Origin of the sequence: Marivita sp. (genome assembly GCF_048006345.1) — a bacterium.
Lineage (GTDB): Bacteria > Pseudomonadota > Alphaproteobacteria > Rhodobacterales > Rhodobacteraceae > Marivita.
In genome coordinates, this window is the sequence record NZ_CP180351.1 from 2291000 (window position 1) to 2303917 (window position 12918).

The 12918-nt window shown below is 60.2% G+C and carries 10 protein-coding genes; 2 read left to right on the forward strand and 8 right to left on the reverse strand.

Annotation, left to right across the window (positions count from 1 at the left end):
- The 4 genes from ACMVPR_RS11285 to ACMVPR_RS11300 all read right to left on the reverse strand — a co-directional run bounded on the left by ACMVPR_RS11285 (window position 1) and on the right by ACMVPR_RS11300 (window position 3415).
- Window positions 1-1047: a 4-oxalomesaconate tautomerase gene (locus tag ACMVPR_RS11285; RefSeq protein WP_416882958.1), complete on the reverse strand. Its 1047-nt coding sequence runs from the start codon at window positions 1045-1047 to the stop codon at window positions 1-3.
- The gene (locus ACMVPR_RS11290) at window positions 1040-1711 is read right to left on the reverse strand and encodes a 4-carboxy-4-hydroxy-2-oxoadipate aldolase/oxaloacetate decarboxylase (protein WP_416882959.1); all 672 of its coding nucleotides are present in this window, start codon (window positions 1709-1711) and stop codon (window positions 1040-1042) included. The genes ACMVPR_RS11285 and ACMVPR_RS11290 overlap by 8 nt, the downstream gene beginning before the upstream one ends.
- Window positions 1711-2442 (reverse strand): PIG-L deacetylase family protein, encoded by a 732-nt coding sequence (locus ACMVPR_RS11295; protein ID WP_300587204.1) that lies wholly within the window; start codon window positions 2440-2442, stop codon window positions 1711-1713. The genes ACMVPR_RS11290 and ACMVPR_RS11295 overlap by 1 nt, the downstream gene beginning before the upstream one ends.
- Window positions 2443-2542: 100 nt before the next feature.
- The gene (locus tag ACMVPR_RS11300; protein ID WP_416882960.1) at window positions 2543-3415 is read right to left on the reverse strand and encodes a M15 family metallopeptidase; all 873 of its coding nucleotides are present in this window, start codon (window positions 3413-3415) and stop codon (window positions 2543-2545) included.
- 261 nt (window positions 3416-3676) lie between these two features.
- On the opposite strand from ACMVPR_RS11300, the gene ACMVPR_RS11305 reads away from it, so the two are divergent.
- Both ACMVPR_RS11305 and ACMVPR_RS11310 read left to right on the forward strand, forming a co-directional pair.
- Window positions 3677-4261: an OmpA family protein gene (locus tag ACMVPR_RS11305; RefSeq protein WP_300587174.1), complete on the forward strand. Its 585-nt coding sequence runs from the start codon at window positions 3677-3679 to the stop codon at window positions 4259-4261.
- 33 nt (window positions 4262-4294) lie between these two features.
- On the forward strand, window positions 4295-6487 hold the full coding sequence (locus ACMVPR_RS11310) for a protein kinase domain-containing protein (RefSeq protein ID WP_416882961.1): 2193 nt from the start codon (window positions 4295-4297) through the stop codon (window positions 6485-6487).
- A gap of 17 nt (window positions 6488-6504) precedes the next feature.
- Here the strand turns inward: ACMVPR_RS11310 and ACMVPR_RS11315 are convergent, their stop codons facing one another.
- The 4 genes from ACMVPR_RS11315 to tssL are packed head-to-tail and all read right to left on the reverse strand — an operon-like array spanning window position 6505 to window position 12915.
- On the reverse strand, window positions 6505-7230 hold the full coding sequence (locus ACMVPR_RS11315) for a PP2C family protein-serine/threonine phosphatase (protein ID WP_416882962.1): 726 nt from the start codon (window positions 7228-7230) through the stop codon (window positions 6505-6507).
- A complete protein-coding gene (gene tagF, locus ACMVPR_RS11320) occupies window positions 7227-7910 on the reverse strand; it encodes a type VI secretion system-associated protein TagF (protein ID WP_416882963.1) in 684 nt (227 codons plus the stop codon). The genes ACMVPR_RS11315 and tagF overlap by 4 nt, the downstream gene beginning before the upstream one ends.
- The gene (gene tssM / locus ACMVPR_RS11325) at window positions 7910-11467 is read right to left on the reverse strand and encodes a type VI secretion system membrane subunit TssM (protein ID WP_416882964.1); all 3558 of its coding nucleotides are present in this window, start codon (window positions 11465-11467) and stop codon (window positions 7910-7912) included. Before tssM ends, tagF begins: the two co-directional genes overlap by 1 nt.
- Entirely contained in the window at window positions 11464-12915 is a 1452-nt protein-coding gene (gene tssL / locus ACMVPR_RS11330; protein WP_416882965.1) for a type VI secretion system protein TssL, long form, read from the reverse strand. Before tssL ends, tssM begins: the two co-directional genes overlap by 4 nt.
- Between the last annotated feature and the right edge of the window lie 3 nt (window positions 12916-12918).

Below are 12918 nucleotides of genomic sequence, written 5' to 3' on the forward strand. Positions count from 1 at the left end.
TCAGCCGAAAACCACACCATCCATCAGCTTGCGTGCGGTGCGCAGGACAGCGGCAGATGTCACATCGCCTGCATCCGAGACCTGCGCGATGATGCTCGTTTCGCCGCTTGGGTGTTCGATGGGCATGCGCTTTTCAGACCCCTCGGGCACCTGCGCCAGACCTTCGGTCACCGATTCCGGCAACAGGCAGGCCGTGGCGACGCTTACCGCGCCCAGAACCCCGATAGAGGCATGACAGCGATGGGGAATGAAGGTGCGGGTGGCAATCACGCCGCCCTGTTGCGGGGCGCTGACCAGTGTCATCTTGGGCACCGTTTTCTGCGCCACATCTCCTAGGTTCATCAATGGCCCACAGGCCAGACGGATCGCCTCGAGCCGCGCCTTGAGGCTGTCGTTTGCCTCTAGTTCGACGCGGGTTTCGGTGCCGGTGATCCCAAGATCCGTCGCGCGCAACAGGACGACCGGCATCCCGTTGTCGATCATGGTCACATCGACGCCTTCGACTTGGTCGCGTGTGTTGCCCGAGGGCAAAAGCGCACCGCAGGTGGAGCCCGCCGTTCCGACAAATTCAAGCGGGATGGCTGCAGCCGTTCCCGGCACACCGTCGATGGAAGCATCCCCTTCATAGGTTGGAACACCACCAGGGGTTTGGACCGTTGCAATCGCAGTCTGGCCGGTGTTCTCCATGTAGATCGCCACGCGGGTCTGGCCGTCTTGTCCGGGCACCAGCCCGCGTTCGATGGCAAAGGGCGCGACCCCGGCAAGGATGTTGCCGCAATTCTGACCGTCAGAGACCTGAGGCTGATCCACGGCGACTTGCAGGAACAGGTAATCCACGTCCACGCCGGGACGATCCGACCGTTTCACCACCGCAACCTTTGAGGTCAGAGGATCAGCGCCCCCCATCCCGTCGATCTGACGGGCATCAGGGCTGCCCATGACCCGCATCAGAAACGCGTCGCGGTCTGCGGGCAGGTCTTCGGCCAGAAAGTAGCCACCTTTTGACGTGCCGCCGCGCATCCACATGCAGCGGATGCCATCAGACATAGCGCAGACCCTTTTCGGCCAGTCGTTCGCGCATCTGGTACATGTCGAGGCCCAACTCGCCCGAGGCCAGCCGCTTGCGTTTCGCCTCTTCATTGGCGACGCGTGCCTTCGCCTTTTCCAGCACGTCAGCGGCATCGGCCCGTTTGACAACACAGACCCCGTCATCGTCTGCGACAATCACGTCCCCTGCCTCAACCGCCGCACCCGCACACACCACCGGGATGTTCACGGACCCCAGCGTTTCCTTGATCGTGCCTTGCGCGCAGATAGCCTTGGACCAGACAGGAAAGCCCATCTTTTCGAGGTCGACCACATCGCGAACGCCCGCGTCGATGATCAACCCGCGACACCCCCGCGCTTGTGCCGAAGTTGCGAGGAGATCCCCGAAATACCCTGCATCGGAAGGAGACGTGGTTGCCAGAACCAGCACGTCACCGGGTTTGATCTGTTCGATGGCGACATGCAACATCCAGTTGTCAGCGGGCGGAGCGAGGATCGTCACCGCCGAGCCGCCAATGGATGCACCGCGATAGATCGGGCGCATGTAGGAGGCCAAAAGGCCGATGCGGCCTTGCGCCTCGTGGACTGTGGCAACACCACAGGCGGCCAGACCGTCGATCACCTCTGGATCGGCCCGGTCGATGTTCTGAACAACAATACCCATCACAGTTCGTCCACCGTGCGCGGGAAAACGGACTGGAAGCCTTCGGCGTATTTCGCAGGACGCCCGCCCGACTGCCCACCCGAGTTGCGGCGGAAGTGGTTGCCCCGGTTCTCGGCCACATTGGTGTAGAAATCCCAAAGGTGGTGCTGGCCTTCCATACATTCGATGGCGGCGCGTTTTTGATCCCAGACTTCGGTGATGTCGAGGAACACGTCCGGTTTCCACCCCATCTGTTCGGTCTGGTGCGGCTCGAACAGGTAAAGCTGCGGCGCGCCCAAGACCTTTTCGCCCGGATTATGCCCCCACGCCTGCGCGATCATCCGCACCTCGAGAGACAGGCTGCTCGTGTACATATGGTCGGTGTTGTAGGGGTCGTATTTCGAATGGCTGAGCATGAATTTCGGCTGCACAGCGCGGACCAGATCCACCAATTTCATCTTGTTGTCGTGGTCGACGACCAGCGGGTAATCGCCCAGATCGAAGAACTGGATATCGTGGACATTCAAGGCTTTGGCCGCGTTCTCGGCCTCTTTGCGGCGAATGGACTTCACCTCGTCCAGGGTTTTGCCCTCTTTCCAGAGCTTCGCGCTTTCGCCCCGTTCGCCGAAAGACAGGCAGGCCACCGTCACATCGTAGCCCAGCTTCTGATGCAGCGCGATGGCCCCACCGCAACGCCAGACGAAATCGGCGGCATGCGCGGAAATCACCAGCGCGGTTTTCTTGTCACTCATTCCGACCCCTCCCATGGACCAACTTGCGCGCAGATTGCACAGCCCGAGGGTGCTTTGCCACTTGAAAGATGCTTTGGCGCGGGTCGCACCGAGGCGCGTGTCAAAGCGCCCCGGCGTTGATCCATTCGTCCAGTTTCTGGCGGCTGACTTCGAAATGCATGCTGTCTTCGCGGCCCCACGACGCCCCCCAGACCCAGCCTTCATCCTTGAAGAAATCGGCAAGGATGGTGAGACCCAGTTGTGTCTTGCCGTCGCCAAGCGTGTCCAGAACACCGTCGATGTTCAGATCAACGGCAAGGCCGAACGCATGGGTCGAGGCGCGGCCCCGCGTGCCACGGATCTGGCGCACGCACAGCGATCCTGCAGTATTGATCCGCGCATAGAGATCGGGGTCGGTGACGCGGACCTCTTCGAACACGCGGCGCAGGGAATCCGCGGCAGGTTTCAGCATGCGCACCCGGATCGGACCAACGTCCTCAAGAACCAGCTTGTCCGCCAGTCTTGGGTTGGTCATTTCCTCGCAATCATCTGACATGACCTCGCGGGGCGGTCCGAAGACGCGGGTCAGGTAGGACGGTCCGGCGATGGTCAGACCTTCGTTCACATCGCGACGGTTCGCGATCAGAACGACCTGCGCATAGGCGTCGATGATGTCATTCTGGCCATTTTGCTGGAACACAGTCGCGCCATTGTCGCCGGGCGCTGGTGCGAGCGTCTGACCGGGCATCGGGGCAATCGGAGCGCGCGCGGCGGCCGCCAACTTGGCCATTTCCTGTGTCATGTCGTCCAGCCGGATTTGCAGATCCTCGACCTGCTGGCTGAGCATCTCGATCTCGATCCGTGCGCCAGAGTCGATGGCTGTTCCGGCGAACCCTTCCTCCATGCCGCCGGACATCAGCCGGGGCACGAAAATCCAGATGATCGGTGCAAGGATGATGGCGATGCTCAGGATAATCGCCGGGATCAGACGCATGAAGGAAAATTCCGAATGTAATAAGCTTTAGGCATTTAAATCGGATTCTCCCTGTCAATCCAAGCCAAACCTGACCCTTGGTCAACGACGGCAACACTTCCTTAGCAACAGACAAGGATAATCGGCCGCGCGCGCATTGGCCCGGCGCCAAACCTGCCTGTCTTCTTTGCGGTCCCGGGGCTGTCAAACCCATTGCCGGGGGGGGACAGCTAAGCTAAACTTTCAAGGCCAAGCTTTTTTCACTTGAGGACATGTATTGCTATGTCGACCATTAGAACCCTATCCGCGCTGTCACTCGCGATCCTTCTCTCTGCAGGAGTTGGTGATCGCGCGGCGGCTCAATCCTCCGACAATGGCGGAATGACAGCCGAACAGATCATGCAAGCCTTTGAAAAACAAAAGACACGGGGCCTTGTTCTTGTCCCGTCAGAGTCAACCGCACCTGCTGCCAGCCAGCCGACCACGACGGTCACCACCACCGCTGCGACCACCTACACGGAAGTGGACAAGGCCGATCAGGTCAATATCAAGATCAAGTTCGACTTCGACAGCGCCACGCTCCGCGACGATCAGAAGCCACAGCTTGCAACTCTGTGCGAAGTGATGAAGGCGGTTGATGTGCAGTTGTTCCAGATCGTCGGCCACACCGACAGCTCGGGCTCCGCGTCCTACAACGAAAACCTGTCGCTTCTGCGTGCGAAAGAGGTGAAGCGTCATCTCGTGACCGAATGTGGCATTCCGGAAAACCGGTTGGAGGCCATCGGCATGGGGGAAAGCGCACCCTTCAACGCTGCGGACCCGCGCAGCGACGAAAACCGGCGTGTCGAGTTCCAAGCACTTGGCTAATGACTTCGGTCACCTTCTGAAACCGGAGACATTATGACAGATAGCCGTCCAGGAGACCTGTTCAAACCTGGCGATCTGGTGAATAACACCTACCGCGTCGAAGCCATTCTCGGACGCGGCGGAACATCCGACGTTTACCGAGCGCGATCTGAAATCTCGGGGCGGCTTGTTGCCCTGAAAGTCCTGAAGTCCGAATTCTCGACCAATGAAGACTATCTGCTGCTTCTGACCCGCGAAGAAGCGATGCGCGATATCCGGCATGACGCCATTGTGCGATATTCCGAGAACCACCGCACGGCGGATGGCCATGTCTATTTGCTGATCGACTACATCGATGGTCCCGGCATGGACAAGAAGCTTAAGCAGGGCCCGATGTCTGCGGATGACCTTCTGGTGATCTGCAAACGGGTCTGCGAGGGGTTGCAGGCCGCGCATGAGCGCAACATCTTTCACCGCGATCTGTCGCCGGACAATATTCTTCTGCGGGATGATGATCCCGCACAGGCCGTCATCATCGACTTCGGCATCGCGAAGGACACAAATCCCGGAGCCGAAACAATCGTCGGCAATGAATTTGCCGGAAAATATGCGTATGCCGCGCCCGAACAGCTCGCCGGGAAGACCGACGCGCGCACGGATATTTATTCGCTCGGGGCGTCGCTTCTGGCGAATTTCCGGGGCAAGTCACCGGATATCGGGCGCAACCCGATGGAGGTGGTGCAGAAAAAGGCGGAGCCGCTTGATACGACGGGTGTCCCGGAGCCATTGAAGTCGATCCTCGACAAGATGACCCAGCCCAATCCGGACGACAGATTTCAAAGCGCTGCTGCGGTTCTGAATGCGCTGGCGGGCAATCCCTTCGACACAGCAGAGAACGAACCCCTGTCGGATGCGACAGTCATCGCGCCCCTGAACGCGGCCGTCAAAGCCGCAGCTCAGGCTGAACCTGTCACCGCGCCACCGAAGACCACAGCACAAAAAGCACCACCGAAACCCGCCAAGCAGGACACCAAGAAAAGCGGCATGGCTCTGCCTGCTGCCATCGGTGGTGTCGTGGTGGTTGCCGGGATCGCGGGCGCCTTTGCCATGGGACTCTTTTCGTCCGCACCCAGCCTGCCGGTCGCCGATCCCTATCGTTTGTCGATTGCCAAAGCGAAAGACGCACCGCCGCGCGCCGTCGGATTTGTACCCGGCGAAGAGGTGGCATCTGCCCTGCGCGAACAGATGCAGCAACAGAACGGCACCTTCGACCTGACCCTTGCCAGTGGCGCGATTGCGGAAAGTTGGGGGCAGGACATGCTGACGGTGGTCGATGCCATCGACGAAATGGACGCATGGCGCGTATCCCTGTCGGGCAATGTCGCCGAAATCGAAGGTTCGACGACAAGTCGGCCTGTCTTTGACGCGGTCATGGCGGCCTTTGATGCAGGTGCCATGGGTGCGTTGAGCGGTGAGCCCGATCTGACGCTGGAAGCAATCATCCTCGCCCCGGAAAAGCTTGATCCGATCCTCAACACCTTTGCGGATTGCGGTCCGCTGACGCTCGTCAATCGCCCGATTGCGGGATACGGCCCGGAAAGTCCGGTGATCGTCGGGGGTGTCATGTCGAGCGAGGAAAGTCGCTCGGCGCTGGCGAATGCGCTGTCTGCCATCATCGGATCTCGACCGCTCGACATCGATGTCGATATCCTCAATTCGACTCTTTGCCTGATCGAAAGCGTTTTGCCCAAAGCCCCGTCCAGCCCCAATGATGTGGCGTTTTACCAAGGCGATCAGGACAACAACCCGAACCCGACAGGCGAATTCCTCGTCGGCGAAAACCCGGTGATTGATGTCGAAATCCCTGCCGATGTGACGGACGGCTTTTTGACCGTGTCGGTGCTGGATGTGTCGGGCAACGTGTTCCACTTGTTGCCGAACATCAATCGCCCGGACAATTCCGTCGAAGCGCTGCGCGAGGGTCAAACCGGTCCGGTGTCGATCCGCGTGGCGTATTCCATCCAGGAATCGCAGCAGAATGGCGGGCTTGCCTTCCGGGTGGACGATTCAACGCTGGGCAAGAGCAAAATCCTTGTGATCCATTCCAGTGCGCCGCTGTTCAACGAAATGCGTCCGACCAGTGAATTTGCCACAAGCTATTCAGAGGCTTTGCTGGGGGATGATCGGAACATGGCAGCGCGGATCTTCTCGCTCGACAGCCGGATTCTTGAGACCCTGCCGCGCTGAAGGCATCGCTTTGGCAGTCAGGTCACATCGACGACGATCACGCTGATGTTGTCGCCCCCACCACCATCCAGTGCGATCTGGATCAGGCGGTCGACCACCGTTTCAAGTGGTTCCGCACGCATGACATCCTCGATCATCTTGAACGTGGCGTATTTGGTCAGCCCGTCAGAACAGAGCAGAAACCGATCACCCGGATCGACCGTGCCGCGCACCTTGTCCAGCTCCAATTCTTCGCCCACCCCCACGGCACGGGTGATGGCGTTGGATTGCGGATGATGTTCCGCCTCGTCCCATGTCATCTGGCCGGACTCGACCAATGTCGCCACCAGCGAATGGTCGACGGTCAGCATCTGGATGTTTCCACCGTGCAACCGGTAGATCCGGCTGTCCCCGGCCCAGATGCCGACAAAATGCCCATTGGCCAGCATCAGGCTTGCCACAGTTGCACCAATGGTCGCAACACCGCGCGCGTCAGCCTCGGCGCGGATGACGCTATGGGCTTTCTGGATGGCATGACGCAGAGCGTGCATCCGCTCGGTTGCAGGCAAACCGGGTTCGATGGTCGCGATCATATCGGTGATCAGGCGGCTGGCAAAGTCACCGGCTTCGTGCCCCCCCATGCCGTCCGACACGACCCAGATGTTCTGCTCTGGCAGCGCCAGTACAGAGTCTTCATTCACTTTGCGCTTGAGCCCCACATGGCTGCGCGCGTTGAAACGGACCCGTGGGGTAACAACATTCATAAAATGCCTTCTCTCCAAAGATCAGCGTCCAGATCGAACAAACCTTGCATGTTCGACCCGTCCGGTAAACCGTCACACACCATCAGACGGCTGTCACCCTCGATCAAGGTACTCCAGACAGTGGGTGCCTGAAACGTCCGCGCCAGAAGCCCTGCGGTCACGGAGGGCAGCAAATCTTGCTGCAACGTGCTCTTGCAGACAACCGCACCGCCGTGGGTCACACGACAGAGTGCGGTTTGTTCATGCCCGGCGCGTGCAACGGATGACAGCTTGTCCTCAAGCGCATCTTTGCTGATGTCGTCGTCCAGTACCGAAAGCGCGATGGTTTCCAGCATGTCGTACGTTACGTCATCTGCGAAATGGGCCTGGATGACCGGAGAACCTTCGGCAAGCGCTCCCATCAGCGTGAGCGGAAAGCGGCGGCCCACCCGGTCGACCGAGGGCATGAGAATTCCCATGATCGCGGCAGGTCCGGCAACACCCGGTGACAGAGAAAACCGCCAGATCGGGACCGACATGTAAAGTTCGTCCCAACGTGACCCATAGGCGTGCGCCCCCGAAACCAGACAACGCTGGAGCCATTCGTCCCAGATCGACGCGAAACCCGAAGGTGCGTTGATCCGAAAGAAATCCCCAACCGACGGGATCTTTCCAAAGGCTCCGAACGTCGCAGTCGTCATCAGAACGTTTTCGGGCAGCTGAATTCCGCGAGCGCGGGCAATGCAAACGGGTTCAGGACTGATCCGGCCTGCAGCTGGAAGATCGAGATTCGGCCACCCACATTGAAGATCACACGCTTGCGGTCAGACACATTGGTCCGCCGCACTTCTGCAGCATCCAGCAACCGGAACCACGCCCAAGGCCCGTCCTTTTGCAGAACACTTTCGGTATTCTGCGTTGGCGGCGAGAAGGTGATCCGGGCAAGACCAACGCCACCCGGCCAGTTCAGCGCCACCGGAGTTGGTGCGCCGCCGCGATGGGCAAAGGGCACCTGACTGCCATGCGCTTCAAGAAGGACGGATTCAGCCTTTGGATCAAGCGCCTGCGGCATCAACTGGAACTGGATGTTCGGTGCGCCGCCGGCAAAGAAGGCCTCTCGGATCTCGGCGGCGTATTGCAATTGCTGCAAGACCGCAGGGCTGATCCCGAGATCGACATCGTTCACCTGTTTCCACGACCACGGGCGCGTGCGCGTGTCGATATACTGGATCAGGTTCTCGTTGACGAAACTGTCGATCAGACCAGAAGGCCCAAAAAGTTTCTGGAAATCCGCAACCGCGACATCGGCTTGCGCCCGCCGGTTGAACGGGTACCGATCCGTCAAGGCCTGTTCACAGAACGGAAGGATGGTCGATTGCCAGCGGGCATTGATCCCGGTTCGGGTGTTGTCGGACGTGATGCCGGATGACCCTGACGCGATCTGTGTGGCCCAACGTTCCAGCGGACCGTCCGCCCGCGCTGCAGCTTCCTGGAACCGCTGGATCGCGGCACCGCCTTCGCTGCTTGTCGACGAGCCGGAGAAACTCATCTTGTTGAGTTCCTGATAGAGCTCGGTCAGCAAACCGATCAACTCGTCCAGCTGTGACGGCAAGCCCGGTTCGGGTGGCGTGGTGAGTTGGTGCAGCCAGATGAACCGGTCCACAACGTAAGCGCCGGGCGGCTGTGGCGCCGCCTCGCCCGAAGCCGCCGCAGATTTCGACAACGCTTCAAGCAACAGGCGCGTGCGGGTGCTGGTGGCTCGTTCCACGTCGCCTTGCGCAATCGCGCCGACGTCACCCGCAAGCCCGGCCGCACCGTTGCCGCCCCGATCCTCGGTCAGCTTGGTCTCATCCGCTATCGCTTCGAGAATGTTGACGATGGGCGACGTCGGCCCTGAAAGGACGTTGGTCACCTCGACAGCATGGCTCAGCGATTCCAGCGGGATGATGTCGATATCCCCGAGGATCGCATCATACCGCGCAATGAAGTCGTTATAGTAGAGATCGAGAACATCCCGGCTGAGTGCTGCAAGCGCCTGTTCGGTCTGCTCTGCTTCGCCACGTGGACCGAGGACCCAGCTTTCCCGTTGGATCCGTGCGGCCACGCTCAGGGCTTCGCCAAGAAAGACCGTGTTGAACCCGTCATAGGTGAAGATACCGTCCACACCATCGGTCAGCGGTTTGCCCGACGAGCGCACCAACACCCGCGAGACAGCAGGTCCGCCGGCATCGGTGATCCGCCATGTCGGCAGCGACACCGCCGCAGGGCTGTTGATGATGCCGTTGTAAACCCGTTGCGCCAGCGGCATTTCGGACAGAAGCGTTTGTACCTGTTCGATCAGCGGACCGTTCAGTTCGATCTGCTGCATCGGCTGATCCAACAGGGCGGTCAGGTGGATTTCCAAATCCTGACGGAACTCCTCGCGGGCGGGGCCGGGATAGGACAGTTCCCAATCCAGAAGCATCCATTCCGCAACAAGGTCGTGGTTCATTGGCCCTTGAAGGCCCAACATCAGATAGATCTTGAGTGCCTCATACAGCAGATCGGGGTTGTTCATGTTGCCGCTGATCTGTTCTTCCAGACGAAGCAGCAACCGGGGCAGCAAACGCTGGTTCAGTGCCCTGCGATAGGTTTGCGCGGCTTGTGACCCGATCACCTCGCCCTGATAAAGACCATAGGTCAGGCTGCCATCCGGTTCGGGATCAGAGATGGTCGGATTGGTCGGCATGTCGCGCAATACGTTGAGCGCTTCGACAACCGGCACCAGATCCGTGTCGCCAATCGGACTGCCCGGCAGCAGGGACGCTGACTGCGAATACTCACCGACGAAGGTGTTCGCCTGCGCGATCAATGCGCTGTTTCCCTGGAACGACCGCACCAACAGTGCCCCGGCGCCTGCCGCTACCATGATGGTCGCGATAATAGCGGCCCATTTGGTGATCTTGTAGCGCCGCTCCACCTTGTCATCGGCAGAGACCAGCCCCGCCTCCCGAAAGATCACGCCCTCGAAAAGGCGTGTGAGGAAGTAGGACCGACCCGATCCCTGCCCCGTACCGATGGCCTGGCGGCCAATCCCAAAGGTCCGCGCCATGCTGAGCATGAGCCGGTCGATGGGCGTGCCCTCCTGTGTACCGGAGGTGAAATAGACGCCACGCAGCATTTGGCGGTGCTGGTAGCGGTTTTCCTGAAACACCTCGGTCAGAAAGGCCTTGGCCACGCTGCGCATGGAGGCCACCTGCGCCGGGAAACCCGCCACAAGTGTCCGGCGCTGCGGATCGCTTTCCGCCTGCATGCGCTCCAGCGACTGCATGTTGAGCCGTTCCAGAAGCGCCGCGTATTGTTCGTCGAATGCAGCGACAGGCGACGCCTCGGCTTTGCCCTGCTCCAGCGGCAGGGTGAAACCCCAGACCTGTTCGCGGTCTTCCTTGCCCAGATTGTCGTGGAATTCGGTAAATCCGGCGATCAGATCAGCCTTGGTGAACAGCACGTAAACCGGGAAGCGGACGCCCAGTTTTTCGCGCAGTTCGGTCAGGCGCGCGCGTACGGCAGCGGCATGGCCTTTCTGCGTGATCTCGTCCTGCAAGGCCAGATCGCTGAGGCTGATCGCAATGATCGCGCCGTTGATCGGTTGCCGTTTGCGGAACTTCTTGAGCAGGCTCAGAAAGCCAAGCCAGCCCGCATTGTCGACCTGCGCGTCGCTTTCCTGCGTGGTGTAGCGGCCCGCCGTATCGATCAGAACGGCATTGTTGGTGAACCACCAGTCACAGTTGCGCGTGCCGCCGACGCCGCCGATGGCCTTTTTGCCCATCTCATCGGCCAGTGGAAACTGAAGCCCGGAGTTCACAATGGCCGTGGTTTTGCCCGCACCCGGCGGACCGATCATGATGTACCACGGCAATTCGTTCAGATGCTTGCGCCCATTCTTGGACTTGCGCAGTTCGGACATCGCCGTTTTGAGCTTGTCCCGCAGTTCTGAAATCTCTCCGCTGACGGCATCGTCACCCGCGTCAGCGGTCGCGGCGATCTCTTCGGTCATCTGCGTTTCGCGCTTGCGCCGCGACAGGAATATCCCAAGCCCGATGCCGCCGAAGATCAGCGTAAACAGCCCGACCACCAGAAGTCGGACCATCAGGGATTCAAAAGGACGCGACTGATCGGTACCGATCAGCGGCCCGAGATACCAGACCAGCAAGGACAGCACGAAAGCCGCGAAAAACAGACCAAAATAAATGGATGTAAAGAACCTCAACACCTTCATGCCTCGTTCTCCCGCACCAGAACCACTTCGATCCGACGGTTGGTGGCCCGACCTTCGCGTGTCCCGTTATCCGCAATCGGTTCGGAGTCGGCCCGTCCCTCTGCACTCAGACGTGAATCGTCGTCGATCTTGTCGGACATCTTCGTCATCACCGATTTTGCACGGGCCAGCGACAGGTGCATGTTCGACGGGAACCGGGATGATCGGATGGGCACGTTGTCGGAATGACCAACCACGATCACCTTACCGGGTTCGTCGTTGAGAGCGGTCGCAATCCGGTCGATGATGCCGTTGAATTTGTCCACGAGAACATCAGACCCCGATCCGAACATGCCCGATCCGGCGATCCGGATCACCAGCGTGTTGCCTTGGCCAAAGACCTTGACCAAGCCTTCGTCGATTTCCGGCTTCAGGAAGGTGACGAACTTTTCAAGCTGTACCGCCTGCGTGTCGACCGGCGGTGGCGGGGGTGGCGGCGGGGCGCGACGCTCCAACTCGGCCACTGGGCCCGCTTCGATGATCGACAACTGACCGATCAGGTTCTCGGTCCGGTTGGACAGCACATAACTGAGGCTGGCGAATTCAGTGATCAGCAAAAGTCCGGTTACGCCCAATGCGATCCAGACCGGTTTCCACGCTGACAAGGCGCGGTACGGTTTCTCCACGCCTTTCCAGTTCGGCGACAGATCCCGCTCCATAGCGCCACGCTGCGCACGGATGACATTCGCCAGACCGGCGCGGATGCGCATGTGTTTGTCCGGTCCGCCCTGTTCGACCCGCAAACGCCCCTCGAACCCAAGCGAGAGGCACATGTAGATGAATTCGAGCAGGTCGATATTGTTGGCAGGTTCTTTTTCCAGCCGCGCCAGAAGATCATAAAAGCGGTCGCCGCCCACCGTTTCGCGGTGGAATGTGCCAACCATGGATTGCAGACCCCAGCTGGATTGCCCGCCCCATGGGGTGTTCAGCACGACATCGTCAAGCGTGGCGCACAAGGCGTAGCGCGCGGCCTTCACGGTCTGCGCCTCAATGCCTGCCTGAAGGGCACGGTTCTCGAAGGCGCGCACCTCGGACACAACGGATTGGCGCAACTTGTCGGCATCCATATGCTGGGCGCGGTTGCGAATACGGCTGATCAGCGAAAACAGAGGCGCAGCACAGGCGTTGAGCCGGTTCATGCCAGTAAGAACCTGTTCGACCTCCTGCTGCTGGGGACGCGGCGCGCTGGCCCCCTGTGCCCCCGCTGCGGCTGGAATGCCGAACGTGTCTACCGGAGCGGCCTGAGGGTCAGGCGGCGCTTGCGGTGCTGGCTGATACTGCGGCACCGGCTGTCCATAGGTCGGCTGAGCCGGCGCTTGAGGGGTGACCGAGCGGCGACCTCCCGGATTGGGCTTGATGACCGTTCTATCGGTGTCATCCGGTTCGGCAAACGGGTCTTCGTCAGACATCGC

Excerpts from the sequence above, each read along its gene's own strand:
- ACMVPR_RS11315 (WP_416882962.1), bottom strand. The coding sequence starts at position 7,230 with ATGAATGTTGTTACCCCACGGGTCCGTTTCAACGCGCGCAGCCATGTG.
- ACMVPR_RS11290 (WP_416882959.1), bottom strand. The coding sequence starts at position 1,711 with ATGGGTATTGTTGTTCAGAACATCGACCGGGCCGATCCAGAGGTGATC.
- ACMVPR_RS11310 (WP_416882961.1), top strand. The coding sequence starts at position 4,295 with ATGACAGATAGCCGTCCAGGAGACCTGTTCAAACCTGGCGATCTGGTG.
- ACMVPR_RS11300 (WP_416882960.1), bottom strand. The coding sequence starts at position 3,415 with ATGCGTCTGATCCCGGCGATTATCCTGAGCATCGCCATCATCCTTGCA.
- ACMVPR_RS11295 (WP_300587204.1), bottom strand. The coding sequence starts at position 2,442 with ATGAGTGACAAGAAAACCGCGCTGGTGATTTCCGCGCATGCCGCCGAT.
- ACMVPR_RS11305 (WP_300587174.1), top strand. The coding sequence starts at position 3,677 with ATGTCGACCATTAGAACCCTATCCGCGCTGTCACTCGCGATCCTTCTC.
- ACMVPR_RS11285 (WP_416882958.1), bottom strand. The coding sequence starts at position 1,047 with ATGTCTGATGGCATCCGCTGCATGTGGATGCGCGGCGGCACGTCAAAA.
- tagF (WP_416882963.1), bottom strand. The coding sequence starts at position 7,910 with ATGACGACTGCGACGTTCGGAGCCTTTGGAAAGATCCCGTCGGTTGGG.
- tssL (WP_416882965.1), bottom strand. The coding sequence starts at position 12,915 with ATGTCTGACGAAGACCCGTTTGCCGAACCGGATGACACCGATAGAACG.
- tssM (WP_416882964.1), bottom strand. The coding sequence starts at position 11,467 with ATGAAGGTGTTGAGGTTCTTTACATCCATTTATTTTGGTCTGTTTTTC.